Source organism: Pediococcus parvulus, assembly GCF_964063155.1.
GTDB lineage: Bacteria > Bacillota > Bacilli > Lactobacillales > Lactobacillaceae > Pediococcus > Pediococcus parvulus.
In genome coordinates this window covers 2006734-2029541 of the sequence record NZ_OZ061292.1, presented here as the reverse complement: position 1 = coordinate 2029541, position 22808 = coordinate 2006734, and the positions used below count along the sequence as shown (strand labels likewise).

General features: G+C 40.7%; 19 protein-coding genes, 2 rRNA genes and 1 other annotated feature. Of the genes, 14 read left to right on the top strand and 7 right to left on the bottom strand.

Going from position 1 to position 22808, the window contains the following annotated elements:
* Nucleotides 1-47 precede the first annotated feature (47 nt).
* The gene (locus AB3217_RS10200) at nt 48-365 is read left to right on the top strand and encodes an ROK family protein (RefSeq protein WP_367366085.1); all 318 of its coding nucleotides are present in this window, start codon (nt 48-50) and stop codon (nt 363-365) included.
* 50 nt (nt 366-415) lie between these two features.
* Here the strand turns inward: AB3217_RS10200 and AB3217_RS10195 are convergent, their stop codons facing one another.
* Nucleotides 416-820, bottom strand: coding sequence for an iron-sulfur cluster biosynthesis family protein (locus AB3217_RS10195; protein WP_057784080.1), 405 nt, complete (start codon nt 818-820; stop codon nt 416-418).
* A 1420-nt stretch (nt 821-2240) separates the two neighbouring features.
* Here AB3217_RS10195 and AB3217_RS10190 point away from each other — a divergent pair.
* The 6 genes from AB3217_RS10190 (at nt 2241) to AB3217_RS10165 (ending at nt 7736) form a co-directional block, all read left to right on the top strand.
* Nucleotides 2241-3674: an ABC transporter permease gene (locus AB3217_RS10190; protein ID WP_367366084.1), complete on the top strand. Its 1434-nt coding sequence runs from the start codon at nt 2241-2243 to the stop codon at nt 3672-3674.
* A gap of 55 nt (nt 3675-3729) precedes the next feature.
* Nucleotides 3730-4386 carry an ABC transporter ATP-binding protein gene (locus tag AB3217_RS10185; protein ID WP_057784844.1) on the top strand — a complete coding sequence of 219 codons (657 nt, stop codon included), beginning with the start codon at nt 3730-3732 and terminating at the stop codon, nt 4384-4386.
* A 107-nt stretch (nt 4387-4493) separates the two neighbouring features.
* Complete coding sequence (locus AB3217_RS10180) at nt 4494-5180, top strand: response regulator transcription factor (protein WP_057784843.1); 687 nt, start codon at nt 4494-4496, stop codon at nt 5178-5180.
* Nucleotides 5180-6445 (top strand): sensor histidine kinase, encoded by a 1266-nt coding sequence (locus tag AB3217_RS10175; protein ID WP_367366083.1) that lies wholly within the window; start codon nt 5180-5182, stop codon nt 6443-6445. The genes AB3217_RS10180 and AB3217_RS10175 overlap by 1 nt, the downstream gene beginning before the upstream one ends.
* Before the next feature lie 153 nt (nt 6446-6598).
* On the top strand, nt 6599-6841 hold the full coding sequence (locus tag AB3217_RS10170; RefSeq protein ID WP_068805038.1) for a hypothetical protein: 243 nt from the start codon (nt 6599-6601) through the stop codon (nt 6839-6841).
* A gap of 91 nt (nt 6842-6932) precedes the next feature.
* Nucleotides 6933-7736 carry a Cof-type HAD-IIB family hydrolase gene (locus tag AB3217_RS10165; protein WP_057784839.1) on the top strand — a complete coding sequence of 268 codons (804 nt, stop codon included), beginning with the start codon at nt 6933-6935 and terminating at the stop codon, nt 7734-7736.
* Nucleotides 7737-7890: 154 nt separating this feature from the next.
* Here AB3217_RS10165 and AB3217_RS10160 read toward each other — a convergent pair whose 3' ends face one another.
* From AB3217_RS10160 to AB3217_RS10150, 3 genes are all read right to left on the bottom strand, one after another.
* Nucleotides 7891-8502 (bottom strand): hypothetical protein, encoded by a 612-nt coding sequence (locus AB3217_RS10160; protein WP_068805040.1) that lies wholly within the window; start codon nt 8500-8502, stop codon nt 7891-7893.
* On the bottom strand, nt 8499-9092 hold the full coding sequence (locus tag AB3217_RS10155) for a hypothetical protein (protein ID WP_367366082.1): 594 nt from the start codon (nt 9090-9092) through the stop codon (nt 8499-8501). The genes AB3217_RS10160 and AB3217_RS10155 overlap by 4 nt, the downstream gene beginning before the upstream one ends.
* 118 nt (nt 9093-9210) lie before the next feature.
* Entirely contained in the window at nt 9211-10227 is a 1017-nt protein-coding gene (locus AB3217_RS10150) for a tagatose 1,6-diphosphate aldolase (RefSeq protein ID WP_068805045.1), read from the bottom strand.
* A gap of 186 nt (nt 10228-10413) precedes the next feature.
* Here AB3217_RS10150 and AB3217_RS10145 point away from each other — a divergent pair, with 186 nt between their 5' ends.
* Nucleotides 10414-10866 carry an ASCH domain-containing protein gene (locus AB3217_RS10145; protein ID WP_057784835.1) on the top strand — a complete coding sequence of 151 codons (453 nt, stop codon included), beginning with the start codon at nt 10414-10416 and terminating at the stop codon, nt 10864-10866.
* Here AB3217_RS10145 and AB3217_RS10140 read toward each other — a convergent pair.
* Entirely contained in the window at nt 10863-11363 is a 501-nt protein-coding gene (locus AB3217_RS10140; RefSeq protein WP_057784834.1) for a methylated-DNA--[protein]-cysteine S-methyltransferase, read from the bottom strand. The two genes, AB3217_RS10145 and AB3217_RS10140, sit on opposite strands and share 4 nt — an antisense overlap.
* A 116-nt stretch (nt 11364-11479) precedes the next feature.
* Between AB3217_RS10140 and AB3217_RS10135 the strand changes: the two genes are divergently transcribed.
* The 3 genes from AB3217_RS10135 to tyrS all read left to right on the top strand — a co-directional run bounded on the left by AB3217_RS10135 (nt 11480) and on the right by tyrS (nt 14061).
* The gene (locus tag AB3217_RS10135; RefSeq protein WP_068805050.1) at nt 11480-12190 is read left to right on the top strand and encodes an AzlC family ABC transporter permease; all 711 of its coding nucleotides are present in this window, start codon (nt 11480-11482) and stop codon (nt 12188-12190) included.
* A complete protein-coding gene (locus AB3217_RS10130) occupies nt 12175-12501 on the top strand; it encodes an AzlD domain-containing protein (protein ID WP_068805053.1) in 327 nt (108 codons plus the stop codon). Before AB3217_RS10135 ends, AB3217_RS10130 begins: the two co-directional genes overlap by 16 nt.
* A gap of 47 nt (nt 12502-12548) precedes the next feature.
* Nucleotides 12549-12750, top strand: a binding site (T-box leader).
* 57 nt (nt 12751-12807) lie between these two features.
* Nucleotides 12808-14061 (top strand): tyrosine--tRNA ligase, encoded by a 1254-nt coding sequence (gene tyrS / locus AB3217_RS10125; RefSeq protein WP_068805056.1) that lies wholly within the window; start codon nt 12808-12810, stop codon nt 14059-14061.
* A 794-nt stretch (nt 14062-14855) separates the two neighbouring features.
* Here tyrS and AB3217_RS10120 read toward each other — a convergent pair.
* Both AB3217_RS10120 and AB3217_RS10115 read right to left on the bottom strand, forming a co-directional pair.
* The gene (locus AB3217_RS10120; RefSeq protein ID WP_057784830.1) at nt 14856-15182 is read right to left on the bottom strand and encodes an inorganic pyrophosphatase; all 327 of its coding nucleotides are present in this window, start codon (nt 15180-15182) and stop codon (nt 14856-14858) included.
* Nucleotides 15183-15400: 218 nt separating this feature from the next.
* Entirely contained in the window at nt 15401-16306 is a 906-nt protein-coding gene (locus tag AB3217_RS10115; RefSeq protein WP_057784829.1) for a LysR family transcriptional regulator, read from the bottom strand.
* Between the two features lie 161 nt (nt 16307-16467).
* Here AB3217_RS10115 and AB3217_RS10110 point away from each other — a divergent pair, with 161 nt between their 5' ends.
* The 3 genes from AB3217_RS10110 (at nt 16468) to AB3217_RS10100 (ending at nt 22775) form a co-directional block, all read left to right on the top strand.
* Complete coding sequence (locus tag AB3217_RS10110) at nt 16468-17661, top strand: PLP-dependent aminotransferase family protein (protein WP_260268001.1); 1194 nt, start codon at nt 16468-16470, stop codon at nt 17659-17661.
* A gap of 378 nt (nt 17662-18039) precedes the next feature.
* A 16S ribosomal RNA gene (locus tag AB3217_RS10105) occupies nt 18040-19617 on the top strand.
* A gap of 234 nt (nt 19618-19851) precedes the next feature.
* Nucleotides 19852-22775, top strand: a 23S ribosomal RNA gene (locus AB3217_RS10100).
* The 16S and 23S rRNA genes sit together here, the layout of an rRNA operon.
* Nucleotides 22776-22808 lie beyond the last annotated feature (33 nt).

Here is a 22808-nt window from a genome sequence, read left to right as displayed (position 1 = left end):
AAGGCTTTTTTTCACTTTCCTACTAAAACTTTACACTAACAACAGGTTTGGAGAAATCAGGTAAAGAAGTTTTCGATCTGGCTAAGGCTGGGGATGAAACGGCGAAGGCTGAAGTAAATAAGATGTACTGGGCACTCGCAAAAGGTATTTATAATTTACAATATAGTTTTGATCCCGAAAAAATTGTCATTGGTGGCGCAGTTTCCAATAATCCAGATCTGATTCCAAACATCGAAAAGAACATCGAAAAAATTAGAAAACAAGTAAAGATTGCTTCGCTTAAACCAGACGTGGTCTCATGTAAATATACGGACCAGGCTAATTTAAGGGGAGCTGTTGTTGATTTTGAACAAACTTATGGGTAATAGAAAAGGATGGCAAATTTGCCATCCTTTTAGTTTAGATTTTTAATTGTTTAGCAGATTTTGCCGCCAAGTTCGGACATTTCTGCTTTCATAGCATTTTTATCTTCGGTGGGTGTTGTGTAAGCGTCAACGGTAACGGCACCATCTAGTACACCACTGTCATCAGTTAATTTTAATGAAGCATTCTTATAGTCGAGCGCTAAACCATTACCAAGAAATGTGGTTTCGGGTTCTGCGGTTGTCATTGTTAAACCAGCATTGTTTTCTAATTCAACACCATATTCTGGATCTGATTGGTCAGCTACGACCAACTGGAATTTATTACCGATCGAACATGAACCACCAAGTTTTGAAAACTTACTGGAACCATCGTCTAGTGCTAAAAATACATGTTTTCCTGCAGGAATCTTGCTTGTTAAGTAGGCTTTTGCTTGATCTTTAATGTTAATCTTCATTAAATTCACCATCTTTCAAAGGTTTGTTTACTTGAGTACAATAAGTATCATACATGCTTACTATAAATAAGTAAAGTTAACTGCTCACAACCTATTTGGAATTATTTTGCTTATTTAATGTTTATTTAAAGTAAGGAGATTAATATGAATTTATTCATTAAGAAAGCAACAGTTCAATAGCCCTTTTAGTGGAAGAGCAGAATGGCCTTTCAAGATGAGATTTTTCATATGTTCAACTCCCCTGTAATAATTAACTTACATCATTGAAAGCTAACTCCCCTGTATAGCTTTAAAGACCGAATCATACCGCGAATGTGATTCGGTCTTTTTCTGTCTAGAAAGACAAAAAATTAAAATCCAAAAGCAATTTAAGCACACCATTTTTCTTGTGGTCAGAGTTGGGGCGACAAGGATGATTGAAGAGGGAGTTACAAGAAATTTCAAATCGTTTTTTACTTTTAATCTTCGTTTAAAGTGAGGGTATTAATATGAATTCATTCATTAAGAAAGCAACAGTTCAATAGCCCTTTTAGTGGAAGAGCAGAATGGCCTTTCAAGATGAAATTTTTCATATGTTCAACTCCCCTGTAAAATTAACTTACATCATTGAAAGCTGACTTCCCCGGCTGGCTTAAAGACCGAATCATACCGCGAATGTGATTCGGTCTTTTTCTGTCTAAAAAGACAGACAATTAAAATCCAAAAGCAGTTTAAGCGCGCCATTTTTCTTGCGGTCAGCTGAGGTCACAAGAATGGACAACGTCCGAAGCACGAAAGATTTTCGGCCCGGAATTCAACTCAAAAAGTCGTGTGGTTCTTTTTACTACAGCAATGAGCAAGAGGTATCAAAATAAAAGAATATTTTTTGGCTTTTAATCTTCGTTTAAAGTGAAGGTTTTAAGATGTGTTTATTCATTAAGAAGGAACCACTCCAACAGGTCATTTTAATGACGTAGCATGATTTGGTGTTCTTAATGAAGATGAGTTTTTTTGAGAGAAAAATAGTCATTAGTATTTGAGAAAGAAGTGGTTTTTTCATAACCTTCCAAATTGGAAGAAGATGGAATATTTTCCATATGTTCAACTCCCCTGTAAAAATTAACTTACATCATTGAAAGCTAACTCCCCTGTATAGCTTAGAGACCGAATCATACCGCGAATGTGATTCGGTCTTTTTCTGTCTAAAAAGACAGATAATTAAAATCCAAAAGCAGTTTAAGCGCACCACTTTTCTTGCGGCTAGAACTTCGGCCACAAGAATGGACAACGTCCGGAGCATAGAAGATTTTCGGCCCGAAAATCAGCCTAAGTCATCAGTATGAATTTAGAGGATATAAAAAACAACCATTCCTAAAAATTCTTAATCTTCGTTTAACGTAACTTACGTAAAATGAGTTTATCAATTCAAGGAGATGAAAGAATGAATTATTTAAAACGTTCAACGCTTTATTTGACCCATAAAAAAGGGCAAAGCTTATTATTGCTGTTGATTATGTCTGCAATTCTGGTTTTTGTATTATCAGGAATCATTATTCAAAACGCCGCAGTTTCTGCGACAAATAGTGTGACAAAATCGGCAGGAACTACGATTAGTGTTTCGGCCAATCGTAACAAAATGTTTTCGAAGATGCGTTCAAGTGCGTCAAAGTCAAAGACAAAGACTATCACAACACCGACAGTCTCTAACGCAAAACTTAAGAAAGCAGGTAGTTTAAGTACTGTTGCTTACTATAATATTACCAATACAGCTTCAGTAAACGCTAGTTCGTTTGATACCGTTTCAACCACTACTGGTTCTCAAGGGGGTGCCAGCGGTGCATCTACTGGTAATATCACCATTGATGGCGTTTCAAGCACAAAGCTTACTTCTTCATTCATCTCTAAAGAAGATAAAATTGTTTCCGGACGGAACATAACGACAAGTGATGCCAATAGCAAGAACGTGGTCATTGAAAAGGAACTGGCAAGTTCTAATGGGATCAAAGTTGGAGATACAATTACCGTAAAAATGACAACTTCTGGTAAAAAGAGCATTAAATTGAAAGTTGTCGGGATTTACAAAGCTAAATCGACAAGCACAAGCAGTATGCCTGGTAGTGATCCTAGCAACACAATTTATACCAGCTACACATTACCTGCCACAATTACTGGTACAGAGGGTAAATCAAGTACAGTTACCTATACACTTTCAAACTCAGCAAAAGAAAAATCAACAACTAAAAAAATTAAGAGCATTATAAATAGTAGTTCGTTTAGCGTAAGTTCAAACGATGAAAGTTATCAACAATTGTTGCAACCAATGAAAAACGTTCAAGCATTTGCGAAGAAGATTGTGTGGTTAGTTGCAATTGCCGGAACAATTATTCTCGGTTTGATCATTATCCTGTCCGTAAGAACACGTCAAAGAGAAATTGGTGTTTTAGTTTCACTGGGCGAATCAAAAATGCACATTATCGGCCAGCTTTTCTCGGAACTGTTTGTTATTTTAATCGGGGCCATGGTTATTGCCCTGCTATTAGGAAATTTTGTGGGCAACAAAGTGGGTAATCAGCTGTTGGCCCAACAGCAAACAACGTCCGTAACCTCTACATCAGGAGCCAATGGTGGTCCTGGAGGCGGCGGTGCTCCTGGATCCAGCCAAACTGGCGGTGGTATGCGTGGTGGAGCTATGACTACTCAATCAACAACTAGTTCTGCAAGTAAGAAAGCACTGAAGACTTTAAACACAAGTATCAGTCCAAGCTCAGTTATTAAATTAGGCGGAATGGGCTTAGTTATTATTGCCTTAGCAGTTTGTGTTTCGGCAATTAGTATTTTGAGATTAAGGCCGAAGGATATCCTGATAGGTGAATAAAAGCTATAGCAATTCAAAAAATAAAAAAATCCAAGAAAAATAAGGAGTTGAAGAAATGTTAACAGTAAAAAATTTAACCCACTGGTACGGACAGGCAGATAAACCACTATATGAAGATGTTGATTTAAGTTTTGATTCTGACAAAGTCTATACAATAGTTGGTGCATCAGGATCAGGAAAAACAACTTTCTTATCCTTTATTGCCGGTCTAGATAAGCCACAAAAAGGAGATATTTTTTTAGATGGTATAAACATTAAAAAGATTGGTGCTACCAACTATCGAAAACATAAAGTTGCAATTGTGTTTCAACAGTATAATTTATTAAATTATATGTCGGCATTGGATAACATTTTAACGGCCCTATCTGTCACTGATTCAGAACATAAAGGCGAAAAACAGTTTGTCCTTGATTCTCTTAAGGGCGTCGGAATCGAGGAAGCTGATGCTAAGAAAAACGTGCAGAAACTTTCTGGCGGGCAACAACAACGAGTTGCCATTATCCGGGCGATGCTGGTGGATGCCAATATCGTAATTGCTGACGAGCCAACTGGAAACCTTGATGGTGAAAACTCGGCTATGATCATTAAGTTGTTCCAGGACTTAGCACATGAACACCATAAAACTGTTATTATTGTTACCCATGATCCAAAAATTGCGGATCAGGGCGATGTTAAAATCAGTTTGGAAAATCGAGAATTTGTTGTTGCATAACACCAAATACTTGGAAAATGGGGTTAAGACAATATTATTCTTTGTCTTAACCCCATTTTGTAGGTTAAAATGGTAAAGAAATCAAAAAAAGAAATTAGGGATGCAAGATGGCAGATATTGTAAAAATTTTATTAATTGAAGATGACCATCAGCTTTCGGACAGTGTACGTGACTTTTTAGTTGATATTGGTTCAGTCAAGCAAGCGTTTGATGGTGAAGAAGGCGAATACTTGGCAACTGAAGAGCCTTACGATCTGTTCATCGTTGACCTGATGTTGCCGCTGATGAATGGTTTAGAGATTATCAAAAATATTCGAAAAGAAAAAATTGAGACCCCTGTTTTAGTTTTGACGGCTAAAGATAGTTTGGAAGATAAAATTACCGGCTTTGATACTGGGGCTGACGATTATTTAACTAAGCCGTTTCATCGAGAGGAATTAATTGTGCGGGTAAAAGCCTTGCTCAAACGCAGTGGTGTTTATCAAGATGACAAACGATTGATGGTCGATGATGACATGTGGTTAAATACTGAGAATCGACAAGTTACAGTTGATGGGCAACCACTAAAATTGGTGGGAAAAGAATACGAGATTTTAGCGTATTTAGCACAGAATAAAAACATTATTGTGTCGCGAGAACAAATTTTTGACCGAATCTGGGGGATGGATTCCGATACGACGATTAATGTCGTGAATATTTATATTAGTAATCTTCGCCGCAAACTAGAAAAGGCAGGTCGGCCAAAATTGATTCAAACTTTACGTAATGTAGGGTTTCTTTTGGAAGTGAATTAATGGATAAAATTGTAAATCGAAAGCAACAAATTAAGCTATTTTTATTTGAGTTCTTTAGTTTTTTAATTGTTTTTACAATCTTGGGAACGATTATTTTTGTTTTTTATCAACGAAATACCTATACCAGTATTGATAATACGCTGAGCCGGCGGGCCACAATGGCTGCCAATAGTACCAATATGATGGGGCCACCAGATTTTCAAACGATTACGGTGTACTATAATTCGAAAGGGAAAATTGTTAATTCACAAAATTTGAGTAATATGTCGAGTTCAGTTTCCAAAGTTAAAGTTGGTAAGTCACAGCTGAACAAAATTTATAATATTAAGGTTGGTAGTGTCACAATGCGGGGAGTTTATTTAAAAGTAAATTCTCAATTGATGGTAAACCGAAGTGGGAAAACCTTACCGACGAGCCAGCAGCCCAAATATGCATTGGTTTTGAAAAATATTACACCAGAAATTCAAAGTATTGATCGATTCAAGAATCTCTTGTTAGCCTCTTTCATCGTGTTCGGATTAATCGTCTTTATCATTAGTTACATTATTTCCAGGATTAATATGAAACCGGTACTGAAAGCTTGGCAACAACAAGAGGAATTTGTGGATAGTGCGGCGCATGAAATCCGAACACCATTGACGATTATCCAAAACAAACTTGAAGGCTTGATGACTAAACCCAATGACACCATAAAAAATCAGGTGGGGGCTATTATCATGTCGCTTTCGGAAATACGCCGATTAAATGGATTAACGAGTGATATGTTAACATTGGCGAGGGCCAATTCCAACGTGATTACGCTGGAAAAAGCACCAGTGGAATTTTCAAGTTTCATAAATGAAATTCTGGAACCTTATACGGATTTGATTGCTAGTGAAGATAAAAATTTGGTGAAATCAATTCATGTAGATCGCCCAGTTTTGTTAGATGCCAAACGGGTGCACCAATTAATCGTTATTTTATTGGATAATGCGATAAAATATACACCAAAAGGCGCGACGATAACCGTTAATAGTAATATTGAAGCTCGTAATTTAAAAATTCAGATTTGTGATACAGGAATTGGAATTAGTGATAAAAACAAAAAATCAGTTTTTAAACGATTCTATCGTGAAGAGAAATCGGGTAATAAGCAGACCGGTGGAAATGGATTAGGTTTGTCAATTGCGGAATGGATTGTCCGCGCGCATAAAGGAAAAATTAAGGTTACTGATAATCCGGGTGGCGGTACGATATTTACCGTGCTTCTTCCGGTTACTAAATAAAAAGAGGTCGGGCAAAACTATTTTTTACCTGTCCTCTTTTTATTATGCAATCTATAACTTCAATCTTAATCTAAACTTTGTTCACACATTCTTCAAACTTTTTATTTAAAGTAAATCTTATCTTAAGTATAAGAAAAATGTAGGAGGACCGTCATGAGGGATGAAGAATGTAGTTATCAAAGATTTGAGGTTGTTTGTAATCAGTGTCCCATGATTAAGAATGGGTTTGGGGGACGTGCCATTAAGGAATATGAAAATACCTATTTGATTGAATTGGACCTGGAGACCGTCTGTCAAGAAAACCGACATAGCTTGATGCGGATTACGGATTTTAATGGGCGTGTAGTTATTGCAAAGAAGTATATTAAAGCGGTTGAAGATGAGATGGTTCAATAAATTACGAACAAACTTAGCCGACGCTTACTTTATTTTGTAAGCGCTTTTTGTTATGATTAAATCAATTATGAAAACGCATAGGAGATTAGACATGACAAATAGATTAATTGCTGTTGATATGGACGGCACATTTTTAAACAGTCAACAAAATTTTGATCGGCAATTTTTTTTAGAGTTGTATCCGCGGATGCAAGCTAAGAACGTGACGTTTGTAGTGGCCAGCGGGAATCAGGATTCACAGTTACGCGCGTTTTTTCCCCATACCGCAGATTCGATTTGGTTTGTGTCGGATAATGGGGCATTAGTGAAGCAACCTGATGAAACAATTGTGTATTCGGCAAAGATGGATCCCGCTGTTTATCAGCATGCTATTTCATTTTTAGCTAGTCTGGATGACGTCTATCCGGTGGTGAGTGCACAAAAAAGTGCGTATGTTTTGGATTCAGCTCCTAAATCATTTGCCGAGATGACGGCTAAATATTACTATAAACTAAAGTTAGTTCCTGATTTGGCTACCATTGACGATCCAGTTATGAAAATTGGCATGTCGTGTCCAGATGAGAAAACGGAAGAAATTTTGCAGTTGTTGGATGATGAGCTTGCAGGTAAATTATTACCCGTGTCTTCAGGCCATGGCGATATTGATTTAATCATTCCTAATACCCATAAAGCAAATGCGATTAAACGCGTCGCAGACTTTCTGGATATGCCGATGGCAAACGTAGTTACTTTTGGGGATGGTGGTAATGATGTGGAGATGCTAAAGGAAGCGGGACAAGGATTTGCAATGGCAAACGCGCCGCAAGCTATAAAAGATATTGCAGACGAAATTGCGCCAAGCCATGATGAAAATGGGGTCTTGGTGACAATTGATCGATTGCTAAAATCGTGGTAACAAAAAAGCTGGAGAATAGAAAACGAGGTCGGACAAAAACATAGTTTTGTCCGGCCTCGTTATATTTTCTGAATGTTATTTCTAAACTTTGAAGAAAAAGGCAGATTCTTCTGATTAGTCTAGGCGGCGCTCAGAACCTAACTGCCCTTTGGGTTTAATAATGTCTTGATCTGCGATACCGAATTCTAAATAAGGTTCCAAACACAAACGTGACTAGCATAACGAGATAGGTAATCATTTTGTAGGTTGGAAGCTGGTCGCGAAATTCGAGCAAATATTGATTTTGAAACGCACTTTGATATTCACTAGTTAATTTTGTCTCAATCGATGCTCCAATTGAAGAATTAATAATCAGTGTGGACACGCCGTCCGCTTGAAGTTGTTGTTTGACACTATTTTGAAACGCTGTTGGATCGACTTTTATTTGTTTACCGTCATAAACTTGCCCAACGGCAGTTTTAAGATCAGGTTTAATAACAGCTTCAGTGAGTTGAACGGAATAGCCATCATATTGAGGTAGCTTTTCGTTTACAACACTCACAATCCGGTCCACAATGGGATCGCTTGTGGCTACAATCTGACCGAAACTTTTATTGAAAACTGTAAACAAACAGATTGTTGCTAGAATGAAAATGAAGTACAAAAATGTCGAAAATGCACGTGAGCCATATTTAGGTTTGATTAAATGCTGTTCTCTGATAGTTGTGACCTCCTGTTTGAAACGTCTAAGTTTCTCAAAGATAAGCCACAAACTGCCTTTTGTCAATTGGTCATAAGTTGATAGGGCTCTTCTTCTGGATTAAAAGTAGTTGCCAACCAACTTAGTGACGTATCTTTCACCAAGTTTTCGTAACCTATCCGAGCAATGTGGTCATTCACATCTTGTAAACTTTGCCCACTTCCGAACCTTTTGAGATTCATCGGATCATTGACGGTAGTGTGATCGAAAATTGGTGATGCCAACAAAATGGCCGCCGGCAATGGGGTTGGTGTGTCAAAGTAATATTGCGTGTCTGGAAACTCTAAAATAGAAATCGTGTTGTTAGAAACACGACCAGGGTAGTAAACAGCAAAGCCTCTCATGATGAAAACTGTTAATGACTTAAGGTCAGTAATCGGATAACTTTTATATAGATTACCCTCAATTATGATATCAATTTTGTCTTTGTCATAAGCCACGGTTGTTTTGGAACGCACTTTCGGTCGAGAAACTCGTTTTTTTAAAAGACTTTTCCCACCACGAGGATATTCTTCCCCATCAATCTGAATGTGGCACCAGGATAAAAACGGATCAACGCCATCTTTTTGTGGCTTAAACGTAATTTGAGATTTTAAAACATCAGCACTAATTTTCATAAAAATCTACCTCCTCTAAGAAATAAAAATGAATATGAAACCGTTTACTTGATATCACACCGATATCATAGCACCATTTGTTCAAAATAACAATCTAAATTGCGTTTATTCTAGATTTTTATAATTTAATTGGATTGTCAAAGAGCTCTAAATCTTTTTGACCTCCAAACCGATCGTACCAAGGAGTTGCATAGTTTTCGAGAATATCATTTAGATCAGTTAAGTTCTTGTTTCCAGTTGTTTCTAACCATTGATGGAGACCTTTTTCCCCTTCAGTAGCGTAGGCAGTGATGCCATCTTGGACTAAAGAATAGTCGGTCATCACACCAGAAAATTTTGCTCCAGCCTTTCCCGCAAATTTAACCGCAGTTTGAAAGGTTTCAACAGAATTATCACCAGTTTGAAAAATAAATGGCCGCGTGGTGGTGTCACTGGCTTCTTTCAACAATTTTGCGGCTTCACGTTGAGAATAAACAACGGTTGCATTGCTTTCTGCAAATCCTTCTGTGTAAGCAAAGTTAATTGGTGTTTCTATTTGAAGAATGTCAATGTGATATCGTTCTTTAGTTAATTCCTTAATGGTATCGATGACCAGATCAGGTTGCAATTTGGCAAACTCGGCGCTTGATTTATCAGAAACTTGATCATCATAAACAACGGGTTCCACAAAGAGGGGCAGATCAGCTGCTAAAGCTTCTGCGCCGACGCGTTCTAGTAGCGCAAGTTTTTGATCAGTTGTCTGTTCATCAGTGTGGGGATTGTAAACCACGCGAACTTTGACGCCATTCGTTTTGGCATGAACTAAACGATTTAAGGAAAGGTGGTCAGGTGTTTGATCGGATAACTCATAGACGGTGATTAGGCCAGTATCCTTGGATCGAGATTGCATGGCTTTAGTGCCCAGCGTTGGATCCAAAAGCACTCCGGAAACATTTGGTGATAAGAACTCTGATAAAATTTGCTTAAATTCGATGCATTGATCAACTTCAAATTGATGGCCGGCAGACTCTTCAGCAGTTTTCATCATCGCTTGAAATTTAGTTTGTTCACCTAATCCCAGAATGTTAATGGTGCCTTCGTCATCTGCTAGTTTTTGTAAGTTTTCAAATTTACCGCGTGATAATTTAGTTGTCATAAAAATAATCTCCTTATATTTAAGTTACCTGAATAAACCGTATCACACCAGACCGAAAGTTTAAATTAATTAGATGGTTAAGACCAGTCGCCATGAGGAAAAACGAATCAATTTTGTAGCACATTGATACGGACTTGAGGCGTGTAAAAATGCTATAATGGTAAAAATATTTAATGAGGTGATTTGGTGTCACATGAAGCTGAAATTAAAGCCTATTGGCAAACGTTTGTAAAGGAGCAGCAGTTAAATGGTGCTGTTTACAGTGCTTGGACGTTTGGCTCTACACCTGAGATGGCAAATGAACTTGCTGATTTGACATTCAGAGGTATAAAAACAGCCACAACTTCGGCATATGATTTATATGAAGAAGATGAGGCTTATCCGCAGGTCGGTGAATATAACATGATTTTGGATGGTCATGGTCATCCAGTTTGCATCACAAAAACACTCGCTGTGGAGGTCGTTCCTTATAAAAATGTAACCGCTGAACACGCGTACTACGAAGGCGAAGGTGATCGCACATTAGCTTATTGGCGTAAGGTCCATGAGGCATTTTTTAAGCAAGAATACAAAGAGGCTGGCAAAACATTTAGTGAAGATATGAACTGTCTTTGTGAACTTTTTGAAGTGGTAGGTTAACTTTGTTTTGTGCGCGCTTCAAGAGCTAACAGGTCACGTTTTAAAGGCAAACCACCATGATAACCACCAATTGAACCGTCTTTTCGCAATACACGATGACAAGGAATCACAATTTGATTGGGGTTTCTTCCGACTGCATTAGCAACCGCTCGAATGGCAGTTGGTCGGTGGATTTTTTCGGCTAATGCACTGTAAGTTGTCGTTTCTCCATAAGGAACATTGCAAAGAGCTTGCCAGACAGATTTTTGAAAAGGGGTTCCGTTGAACTCTACTGGTAGAGAGAATTTTTGCGATTCGCCGGTTAACAGTTTTTTAAGTGCTAGTGCGTAGGCATTGGTCTTAACCGAATTTTTCACTTTTTGAACGTGAGGAAAATAATGCTGCAGGTCATCTTCGCCATCAGTGTTCGAACTGACAAAAGCTAAACCGCGGTCACCTACTGCCAAAAGATAAGTGTAAGAGCCAACGGTGATGTGGTCGATATACAAGGTTTTCATAGGGGTGCCTCCTGAACAATAGTTTGTCTAAATTATAACAAATAAAACGTTTATAAATTGATTTTTTGTTAAAAAGGCTGTTGGCGGAAATAAAAGTGGGTAAGGGATGAACTTGAGTGAATGATAAACTAAATTTTGAAACAGGTGTTAAAGATGCGTTGCCAACTGTATTTGGGTACATTGGCATTGGTTTGGCGTTTGGAATTGTCGGAAAAACGAGTGGTTTGAGTGTTCTAGAAATTTTCTTGATGTCTTTAATTACATATGCTGGTTCGGCACAGTTCATCATGGTAAGTTTATTGCTGGTTGGCAGTTCAATTCCGTTTATCATGTTGTCTGTATTCTTAGTAAATGCGCGTTTTATCTTAATGAGTACCACGGTAGCTCAATATTTTCGCCAAGATTCGATTTGGCAAAACATTGGGATTGGTACTTTGCTAACAGATGAATCTTTCGCGTTAAGCATGAACAAACTTAATTTTACGAATCATCGTTTGGCACCAAGCTGGTTTCACGGGGCCAATCTGGTTGCCTATCTCACATGGGCGTTGGCCACGGCAGCTGGTGGCATTCTTGGAAATTTGGTTGGCGATCCAAAAGCGTTTGGTCTTGATTTTGCCCTTGTGGCGATGTTTATCGGGCTTCTCTACCTGCAAATGATTACCGATCGCAGCAAAGCATTTGGATTTCAGGTTGTTATGGTGGTCATTGTTTGTGCGTTAATGTATGGCTTGACAATCTTCTTTTCTGATAATGTGGCGTTGATTGCCACGACATTGATTGGATGCTTTTTAGGAATGGTGGTGGAACAATGGCGATCACGATGAAAGTTATGTGGGCAATTATTGGCTGTGGCTTGGTTACATGGCTGTCGCGGGTAATTCCGTTTGTACTGGTTAAAAACTTCGATTTACCAAAGTGGTTGATTCGCTATTTGAGTTTTGTGCCCATTGTCATTATGACGGCGCTGATTATGGAAAACATTTTTACTCATCACGCTGGCTCGTTACCAACGGTCAATCTCGATAATTTGTTGGCAACTGTGCCCACGTTTATCGCCGCCATTATTTCTAAAAGTTTGATTGTGATTGTGGTGGTCGGAATTATTTGTATGGCGTTGATTCGCCTAGTTTTGTAAAAAGATGCTTGACTTGCGAAATCAACTCTCTTAATATGTAATTAACATTAAAAGCATTGAGACAACCGAAGTAGCAGATTATCCAACATTTCAGAGATCTGGTGGGATTGCGAACCAGAATGTGATAATTGTGAATTACACTTGTTGAGCTTCTAATCCTAAATTAGCGATTCATCCCGTTATCGATGTTGAGTGATTACATTGAAATGTAATAACTTGGGTGGTAACGCGGAAAAATTCGTCCCTAGAGTCTTTATTGACTTTAGGGATTTTTTTTATATCAAAAATAATAAGGAGGACGATTACATGAATATTATTGATGAACTAAAATGGCGGGGTGCCGTCAATCAAACAACGGATGAAGAAGGATTACATGAACTTACAGATAAGAAACAAATTGGTTTATACTGCGGTGTTGATCCAACTGGTGATAGTTTGCATATTGGCCATTTGATTCCCTTTATGATGTTGAAACGATTCCAGCTTCAGGGTCACCATCCGGTAATTGTAATTGGTGGTGGAACTGGTGCCATTGGTGATCCTTCGGGTAAAAACTCTGAACGAGTTCTACAGACTATGGAGCAGGTTAAACATAATGAAGATGCGTTATCCGCACAAATGATCAAGCTGTTTGGGACGAAAAACTTTACTATCGTGAACAACTACGATTGGCTTTCAAAAATCTCTTTGTTAGATTTCTTGCGCGATTACGGTAAGTTATTTAATGTGAATACAATGTTGAATAAGGAAGTTGTCGCAAGTCGTTTGGAAGTAGGGATTTCATACACAGAGTTTACGTACCAGATTTTACAATCAATTGATTTCCTTCATCTATATAAACATGAAAATGTTCAGTTACAAATTGGTGGTGCTGATCAATGGGGTAATATTACTGCTGGAATTGATTTGATCCATAAAATTGAAGGTTCAGATACAGATGTGTTTGCGCTGACGATTCCATTAATGTTGAAAGCAGACGGGACTAAGTTTGGTAAGACGGCCGGTGGAGCTGTTTGGCTGGATCCTAAGAAGACGTCACCATATGAATTCTATCAATTCTGGATTAACCAGGATGATCGGGATGTAGTGAAATATTTGAAGTACTTCACATTCCTTGATGAAGACGAAATTAAGGCGTTGGCAGAAAAGGTACGTACGGAGCCTGAGAAGCGTGAGGCTCAGCGTCGTTTGGCAGAAGAAGTGACGGAATTTGTGCATGGCAAACAGGCGGTGGTTGAGGCACAGCATATTACTCAGGCTTTGTTCTCTGGTGAGGTGCAGGATTTAACTGCAGAAGAGATTGAACAGGGATTTAAGAATATGCCATCTGTTGAGGTTAGTGCTGAGAAGAAAAACATTATATTGTGGTTGGTTGATGATACGAAGATTGAGGCTTCGAGAAGACAGGCGCGAGAAGATGTAAAGAATGGTGCGATCTGGATTAATGGTGAAAAGGTGCAGGATGTGGATGCAGAGATTGATCCAAGTGCTCACTTTGAAGGGAAGTTTGTCATTGTCCGTCGTGGAAAGAAGAAGTATTTCTTGGTGCGAATTAAGTAGAGTGCGCGAGGCAAAATGGTAAGAGGCTGATTATAACCACGACGGATGCGGGATCGCAATCCCGCGGGAGTCGTGGTTATAATCAGCCTCTTATTTTGCCGAGCGGTCCTAAAGCTCAGCGGAGAAAAGTAGGGAAGCTGGGTGACGGATGCGGGATCGCAATCCCGCGGGAGTCGTGGTTATAATCAGCCTCTTATTTTGCCGAGCGGTCCTAAAGCTCAGCGGAGAAAAGTAGGGAAGCTGGGTGACGGATGCGGGATCGCAATCCCGCGGGAGTCGTGGTTATAATCAGCCTCTTATTTTGCCGAGCGGTCCTAAAGCTCAGCGGAGAAAAGTAGGGAAGCTGGGTGACGGATGCGGGATCGCAATCCCGCGGGAGTCGTGGTTATAATCAGCCTCTTATTTTGCCGAGCGGTCCTACTGATTAAACACCTAGAAATAATTTGAAATCTTTGCTCTTCTATATACAGAAGCTTTTCTAAAGATATGGGAAAATTCAAAAAAGCGTCAAATTATCTTAGGCAATGTGCTGTTTGATAATTTGGCGCTTTATGGGTATTTGGGATCGTACGTGTTTATTATTTTAATGTTAGATTTTATTAAAGGTAATAACTTCTTGCTAGTATTAAACGCACAGATTTTTCACCAATAAGAATAGGTAAAAGCATTTCAGAAATGGATATGTCAATTTAGCCTTAAAATGAACAGAGAAACTAAGACGATTCTGTTATCTGCCTAGTAAAGTCTGTTTAAACGCTCTAAATGCTACTATACTCATTTGAAAAGCAGCAGATTTACAGGATTTCTATTCTTGAGTTGAAATGCTTTTCTAAAAATTGGGTATTTTCAAAAATTTCTTTTTCGGATATTACTTCTTTTTCAGATGTAACTACCCATTTTGTCTCAACATCATCATCACGATGAATGATTGCGACAAGTATACCAGTAAAAGTTCCGATGGGAGTTTCTGCATTTTTTGATATCACATAGACATCCTGTTTTTCACCATCGCCGCCAATAATACCAGAAATATAGCCGTAGTTTAATGGATATACGTTTCCAAACTGATCCACATATCCTTTTGGTCTGTCGATTGTAACCTGCAGTTTTAATTTATTCATACTAAAGATCCTCCTCATATGTCACTCTTTGGGCCGCCCAATCAATCTATATCCACTAATTGTTTAACAGTGGATTGAACTTTGGTTTGTGAAAGTCTCACATGTTTATTTTTGAACAATATGGATCTTCTGAAAATAACAAATTTCACCATCTATATAAATATATCGTTGCACACCGGCCACAAGAGTTAACTTACAACCAGAGATTAGCTTTATGTTTATTTTGAACGATGCCCCAAGTAATCATCTTGATAGTGTTGGGTCAGGTAATCATGGATTTCGGTCATCATAAGTTTTGTAGAGGGGGATGCAGCTTGAGTTTTGTTGACACTGAGACAGATTGTGCGGTTGTATTGGTGTGAAAAGGGATAAACATTCACATCACCAGTCAACTTTTGCAGCGCTAGCTTAGGCAAAATTCCAAAACCCAGTCCACTTTCTACCATAGAAAGGATGGATTGATCATCGATTGAATAACTAATGGCTTTCGGGGCCACGTTGTATTGATCCAAAGTTTTCTTGGTATCACGATCATAGTCAATTTGTTGAAGAATAAAATGATAATCACCAATGTCATCGGTTGTAATATAAGTTTTGTTTTTGGGTACAAAGTCTGCTGGAGTGACGCAGTAGATAGGATCCTCGATTAGAGATTCTGTTTGAAGCTGCGAATCTACTGGAAGTGTGGCAAAGCCAATGTCGACAGAGCCAATGCGAGTCATTTCGGCAATTTCTGAAAAGGTCCCTTGGGTGATTGTCACCTCGACGCCAGGATATTTTTTCTTAAACCGGCGAATAATTTTGGGTAACCAGTTTATGCACACACTACTAAATGCGCCAATTCGAACGGTTCCTAAATTTAGACCACGGATTTGATCGGCAACTTGTTGCAACTGAGCCTCACTGTTTAAAATGTGCTGAATGACAGGTAAAATTTGTTGGCCATCTGGTGTCAGTTCCACACCAGTTCGGTTACGGATAAATAATGGAAATCCTAGTTCATGTTCTAATTGACTGATCGCATGACTGACTGCACTTGGGGTTACGTTTAGTATTTTTGCGGCTTGACCGAAATTGTTAGTGGTCACGACTTGAGCAAAAATCTCATATGAAAAATTAGCCATCTAATGCACTTCCTTCTATATATAAGTATGAAACGTAAATTTCAAATAGTTTAGTGATGAAAAGCATTCACGCTCTATTGAGAACGTTGAGTTTTACTTCATACTAAATAATTAGTATCATAGAGTCAATAAGGAAACCGAAAAAGTATGGAGGAATTGTAATGGAAGAAGAATTTGCTAGTCGAGTTTCGTTAACTTCAAAAAGTGGGTTGAATGCTATCTATCCAAGTAGAGATCCTGAAATGATTTCTTTTACGGGTGGCTTTCCTGATGCCAGCTTGTTTCCCAACCAAGAATTAGCAGACAGTTTTCAAATTGCAGTTACTAACCAAAAGTCACCCTTACAGTATCAGGTGGGTGAGGAATCTGCTGAGCTGCGAAGCAAAATTGTTGATTTGTTGAATGCTGATGGCACAGCAACTTGTGCTAATCAGATTATGATGACACAAGGTGCCCAGCAAGGATTGGACTTAGTTGCTAAGCTTGTAATTAACAAAGGCGACGGTTTGGTTGTAGAAGGCCCAACATATATTGGCGCATTAGCTGCGTTTGATGCTTATGAACCAAATTACTTTTCCGTTAGCATGGAAGATGATGGGATGAATTTAACTGAACTAAAACGTATGCTAATTCAAAATTCCATAAAGCTTATCTATACGATTCCAGATTTTCAAAATCCTACTGGCATTGTAATGTCATTGGAAAAACGTCAGCAGTTAATTGAATTAGCTAACCGTTATGATGTTTTGATTTTGGAAGATGCTCCCTATCGCTGGCTAAGATACGAAGGGGAGCCATTACCTACATTGAAGTCAATGGACACACAAAATCGTGTAATTCAATTAGGAAGTTTTTCAAAAATCTTGGCTCCCGGATTGCGTTTGGGATGGTTATCAGCTGGTGGTCAAGTTTTTAATCGGCTGCAAGAATTGAAAGCTGGTGCGGATCTAGAGACTTCAAATATCATGATTCAAACAGTGAATGCTTATCTATCAAAGTATAGTTTGTCGAACCATCTAGAGAAGTTGCGAAAAAGTTATCGAATCAAACGGGATGCTATGATGAAAGCAATGCAACAATACATGCCAAACAATGTAAGTTATACGAAACCACAGGGTGGATTCTTCACTTGGATTACTGTTCCGGAGAATATCGACCTAGAAAGTATACAAACAAAACAGTTAAAGCCCAGTTTTCATGTGATGGTGATTCCTTCAACCAATCTGTTTCCAGATAAATCACATAAAAATGGCGCGAGAGTTAGTTTTAGTAGCGTTTCTCTTTCACAAATTGATTTAGGCGTTCAACGACTAGGAAATGGCTTATCCGATGGGTATCAAAAGCAGTCAATCTGAAATTGGTATAGGTGAAAAACACGGTGATTTTCAGCAAAAAATGAAACAAATCAAAACAAATTTCAAAAAATGCTTGACGAAATGTTTATGACTTGGTATATTTATATACGTTGCCTGACGGAGAACAGCTTGCTTCTTCAAAAAAGAATTAAAAGTTTTTGTTGACAAGCTGCTAGCCAGATGATATACTAATAAAGTTGTCGCAAAGGAAAAAGAAATTTTTCTTAAAAGACAATTGGTAGACCTTTGAAAACTGAACAAAGTTTCGACGAAACAAAATGTGTAGGGTCTTCAAATGAAAATTTTGGAGCAAACAATTTGCGAAGTCAATTCGCTTTAAACAATGAAACAACAAATGAGCTTGTAAAAACTCAAGTATAATATGAGAGTTTGATCTTGGCTCAGGATGAACGCTGGCGGCGTGCCTAATACATGCAAGTCGAACGCACTTTCGTTGAATGAATTAGAGGTGCTCGCACCGAAGATGATTTTAGCTATAAAGTGAGTGGCGAACGGGTGAGTAACACGTGGGTAACCTGCCCAGAAGTGGGGGATAACACCTGGAAACAGATGCTAATACCGCATAACAAAGTAAACCGCATGGTTTACTTTTAAAAGATGGCTTCGGCTATCACTTCTGGATGGACCCGCGGCGTATTAGCTAGTTGGTGAGATAAAGGCTCACCAAGGCAGTGATACGTAGCCGACCTGAGAGGGTAATCGGCCACATTGGGACTGAGACACGGCCCAGACTCCTACGGGAGGCAGCAGTAGGGAATCTTCCACAATGGACGAAAGTCTGATGGAGCAACGCCGCGTGAGTGATGAAGGCTTTAGGGTCGTAAAACTCTGTTGTTGGAGAAGAACGTGTGTGAGAGTAACTGCTCATGCAGTGACGGTATCCAACCAGAAAGCCACGGCTAACTACGTGCCAGCAGCCGCGGTAATACGTAGGTGGCAAGCGTTATCCGGATTTATTGGGCGTAAAGCGAGCGCAGGCGGTCTTTTAAGTCTAATGTGAAAGCCTTCGGCTTAACCGAAGAAGTGCATTGGAAACTGGAAGACTTGAGTGCAGAAGAGGACAGTGGAACTCCATGTGTAGCGGTGAAATGCGTAGATATATGGAAGAACACCAGTGGCGAAGGCGGCTGTCTGGTCTGTAACTGACGCTGAGGCTCGAAAGCATGGGTAGCGAACAGGATTAGATACCCTGGTAGTCCATGCCGTAAACGATGAATGCTAAGTGTTGGAGGGTTTCCGCCCTTCAGTGCTGCAGCTAACGCATTAAGCATTCCGCCTGGGGAGTACGACCGCAAGGTTGAAACTCAAAAGAATTGACGGGGGCCCGCACAAGCGGTGGAGCATGTGGTTTAATTCGAAGCTACGCGAAGAACCTTACCAGGTCTTGACATCTTCTGCCAATCTAAGAGATTAGACGTTCCCTTCGGGGACAGAATGACAGGTGGTGCATGGTTGTCGTCAGCTCGTGTCGTGAGATGTTGGGTTAAGTCCCGCAACGAGCGCAACCCTTATTATTAGTTGCCAGCATTAAGTTGGGCACTCTAGTGAGACTGCCGGTGACAAACCGGAGGAAGGTGGGGACGACGTCAAATCATCATGCCCCTTATGACCTGGGCTACACACGTGCTACAATGGACGGTACAACGAGTTGCGAGACCGCGAGGTTTAGCTAATCTCTTAAAACCGTTCTCAGTTCGGACTGCAGGCTGCAACTCGCCTGCACGAAGTTGGAATCGCTAGTAATCGCGGATCAGCATGCCGCGGTGAATACGTTCCCGGGCCTTGTACACACCGCCCGTCACACCATGAGAGTTTGTAACACCCAAAGCCGGTGGAGTAACCTTCGGGAGCTAGCCGTCTAAGGTGGGACAGATGATTGGGGTGAAGTCGTAACAAGGTAGCCGTAGGAGAACCTGCGGCTGGATCACCTCCTTTCTAAGGATATTTAGAAACGGAAACCTACACATTGTCGAAACTTTGTTTAGTTTTGAGAGGTTTACTCTCAAAATTTGTTCTTTGAAAACTAAATAATATCGAAAAATTTTCTAATTTTAATTATTTATTATAATGTAATTAAACCGAGAACACCGCGTTTTATAGAGTTTTAAAACAAGATTAGTTCGAAAAATAATCGCTAAACTCAAAACCACTTTACCTTTGGTAAAGTTAGGTTAAGTTATAAAGGGCGCATGGTGAATGCCTTGGTACTAGGAGCCGATGAAGGACGGGACTAACACCGATATGCTTCGGGGAGCTGTAAGTAAGCTTTGATCCGGAGATTTCCGAATGGGGAAACCCAACAACACTAATCCGTTGTTACCACTACGTGAATTCATAGCGTGGCTGGAGGTAGACGCGGGGAACTGAAACATCTCAGTACCCGCAGGAAGAGAAAGAAATATCGATTCCCTAAGTAGCGGCGAGCGAACGGGGAACAGCCCAAACCAGGAAGCTTGCTTCCTGGGGTTGTAGGACTGAACATTTGAGTTACCAAAGATTTTCATAGCCGAACAGTCTGGGAAGACTGGCCAGAGCGGGTGATAGCCCCGTAGGCAAAATGAAGATCCCTCAGTTCAGGATCCTGAGTACGGCGGAACACGTGTAACTCCGTCGGAATCCGGGAGGACCATCTCCCAAGGCTAAATACTCCCTAGTGACCGATAGTGAACCAGTACCGTGAGGGAAAGGTGAAAAGCACCCCGGAAGGGGAGTGAAACAGTTCTTGAAACCATGTGCCTACAAGAAGTCAGAGCCCGTTAAGGGGTGATGGCGTGCCTTTTGTAGAATGAACCGGCGAGTTACGTTTACATGCCAGGTTAAGTTGAAGAAACGGAGCCGCAGCGAAAGCGAGTCTGAATAGGGCGACTGAGTATGTAGATGTAGACCCGAAACCAAGTGACCTACCCATGTCCAGGTTGAAGGTGCGGTAAAACGCACTGGAGGACCGAACTCGTGTACGTTGAAAAGTGCTGAGATGAGGTGTGGGTAGCGGTGAAATTCCAAACGAACTTGGAGATAGCTGGTTCTCTCCGAAATAGCTTTAGGGCTAGCCTCGGATTAAGGATCATGGAGGTAGAGCCACTGTTTGGACTAGGGGCCCGTCTTGGGTTACTGAATTCAGATAAACTCCGAATGCCATTGATTTATGTCCGGGAGTCAGACGGTGAGTGATAAGATCCATCGTCGAAAGGGGAACAGCCCAGACCACCAGTTAAGGTCCCTAAATATATGTTAAGTGGAAAAGGATGTGGAGTTGCATAGACAACTAGGATGTTGGCTCAGAAGCAGCCATCATTTAAAGAGTGCGTAATAGCTCACTAGTCGAGTGATTCTGCGCCGAAAATGTACCGGGGCTTAAACATATTACCGAGACTGTGGATGCCACCGCAAGGTGGCGTGATAGGAGAGCGTTCTAAGGGCAATGAAGGCAGACCGTGAGGACTGTTGGAGCGCTTAGAAGTGAGAATGCCGGTATGAGTAGCGAAAGACAGGTGAGAATCCTGTCCACCGAATGACTAAGGTTTCCTGGGGAAGGCTCGTCCACCCAGGGTTAGTCGGGACCTAAGTCGAGGCCGAGAGGCGTAGACGATGGATAACAGGTTGAGATTCCTGTACTAGTTAAACTTGTTTGAACAATGGAGGGACGCAGGAGGCTAAGGAATGCGCACGGTTGGATATGTGCGCCCAAGCAGCGAGTCTTGTTGAGAGTTAAATGCTTTCAACTTTAAGGACAAGCTGTGATGGGGAGTGAAATTTAAAGTAACGAAGTTCCTGATGTCACACTGCCGAGAAAAGCTTCTAGTTAGAGTTTAACTACCCGTACCGCAAACCGACACAGGTAGTCGAGGAGAGTATCCTCAGGTGAGCGAGAGAACTCTCGTTAAGGAACTCGGCAAAATGACCCCGTAACTTCGGGAGAAGGGGTGCTGATCGAAAGATCAGCCGCAGTGAATAGGCCCAGGCGACTGTTTATCAAAAACACAGGTTTCTGCAAAATCGTAAGATGACGTATAGGGGCTGACGCCTGCCCGGTGCTGGAAGGTTAAGTGAATGAGTTAGCTTCGGCGAAGCTTTGAAATGAAGCCCCAGTAAACGGCGGCCGTAACTATAACGGTCCTAAGGTAGCGAAATTCCTTGTCGGGTAAGTTCCGACCCGCACGAAAGGCGTAACGATCTGGGCACTGTCTCAACGAGAGACTCGGTGAAATTATAATACCCGTGAAGATGCGGGTTACCCGCGACAGGACGGAAAGACCCCATGGAGCTTTACTGTAGCTTGATATTGAGTGTTTGTACAGCTTGTACAGGATAGGTAGGAGCCATAGAAACCGGAACGCTAGTTTCGGTGGAGGCGTTGGTGGGATACTACCCTCGCTGTATGAACCCTCTAACTCGCGCCACTAAGCGTGGCGGAAGACAGTGTCAGGTGGGCAGTTTGACTGGGGCGGTCGCCTCCTAAAGAGTAACGGAGGCGCCCAAAGGTTCTCTCAGAATGGTTGGAAATCATTCAATGAGTGTAAAGGCAGAAGAGAGCTTGACTGCGAGACAGACAGGTCGAGCAGGGACGAAAGTCGGGCTTAGTGATCCGGTGGTACCGTATGGAAGGGCCATCGCTCAACGGATAAAAGCTACCCTGGGGATAACAGGCTTATCTCCCCCAAGAGTTCACATCGACGGGGAGGTTTGGCACCTCGATGTCGGCTCATCGCATCCTGGGGCTGTAGTCGGTCCCAAGGGTTGGGCTGTTCGCCCATTAAAGCGGTACGCGAGCTGGGTTCAGAACGTCGTGAGACAGTTCGGTCCCTATCCGTCGCGGGCGTAGGAAATTTGAGAGGATCTGTCCTTAGTACGAGAGGACCGGGATGGACATACCGCTGGTGTACCAGTTGTTCCGCCAGGAGCATCGCTGGGTAGCTACGTATGGATGAGATAAACGCTGAAAGCATCTAAGTGTGAAACTCGCCTCAAGATGAGATTTCCCATTCCATTTATGGAAGTAAGACCCCTGAGAGATGATCAGGTAGATAGGTTGGGAGTGGAAGTGTAGTGATACATGGAGCGGACCAATACTAATCGGTCGAGGACTTAACCACAAAGTGGTGTTCTTGAAGAGAAGGATTCGATAT

What these genes read in the sequence shown, in the direction of transcription:
- AB3217_RS10195 (WP_057784080.1), bottom strand. Translation starts at nt 820, where the DNA reads ATGAAGATTAACATTAAAGATCAAGCAAAAGCCTACTTAACAAGCAAG.
- AB3217_RS10190 (WP_367366084.1), top strand. Translation starts at nt 2,241, where the DNA reads ATGAATTATTTAAAACGTTCAACGCTTTATTTGACCCATAAAAAAGGG.
- AB3217_RS10185 (WP_057784844.1), top strand. Translation starts at nt 3,730, where the DNA reads ATGTTAACAGTAAAAAATTTAACCCACTGGTACGGACAGGCAGATAAA.
- AB3217_RS10180 (WP_057784843.1), top strand. Translation starts at nt 4,494, where the DNA reads ATGGCAGATATTGTAAAAATTTTATTAATTGAAGATGACCATCAGCTT.
- AB3217_RS10175 (WP_367366083.1), top strand. Translation starts at nt 5,180, where the DNA reads ATGGATAAAATTGTAAATCGAAAGCAACAAATTAAGCTATTTTTATTT.
- AB3217_RS10170 (WP_068805038.1), top strand. Translation starts at nt 6,599, where the DNA reads ATGAGGGATGAAGAATGTAGTTATCAAAGATTTGAGGTTGTTTGTAAT.
- AB3217_RS10165 (WP_057784839.1), top strand. Translation starts at nt 6,933, where the DNA reads ATGACAAATAGATTAATTGCTGTTGATATGGACGGCACATTTTTAAAC.
- AB3217_RS10155 (WP_367366082.1), bottom strand. Translation starts at nt 9,092, where the DNA reads ATGAAAATTAGTGCTGATGTTTTAAAATCTCAAATTACGTTTAAGCCA.
- AB3217_RS10150 (WP_068805045.1), bottom strand. Translation starts at nt 10,227, where the DNA reads ATGACAACTAAATTATCACGCGGTAAATTTGAAAACTTACAAAAACTA.
- AB3217_RS10140 (WP_057784834.1), bottom strand. Translation starts at nt 11,363, where the DNA reads ATGAAAACCTTGTATATCGACCACATCACCGTTGGCTCTTACACTTAT.
- AB3217_RS10130 (WP_068805053.1), top strand. Translation starts at nt 12,175, where the DNA reads ATGGCGATCACGATGAAAGTTATGTGGGCAATTATTGGCTGTGGCTTG.
- tyrS (WP_068805056.1), top strand. Translation starts at nt 12,808, where the DNA reads ATGAATATTATTGATGAACTAAAATGGCGGGGTGCCGTCAATCAAACA.
- AB3217_RS10120 (WP_057784830.1), bottom strand. Translation starts at nt 15,182, where the DNA reads ATGAATAAATTAAAACTGCAGGTTACAATCGACAGACCAAAAGGATAT.
- AB3217_RS10115 (WP_057784829.1), bottom strand. Translation starts at nt 16,306, where the DNA reads ATGGCTAATTTTTCATATGAGATTTTTGCTCAAGTCGTGACCACTAAC.
- AB3217_RS10110 (WP_260268001.1), top strand. Translation starts at nt 16,468, where the DNA reads ATGGAAGAAGAATTTGCTAGTCGAGTTTCGTTAACTTCAAAAAGTGGG.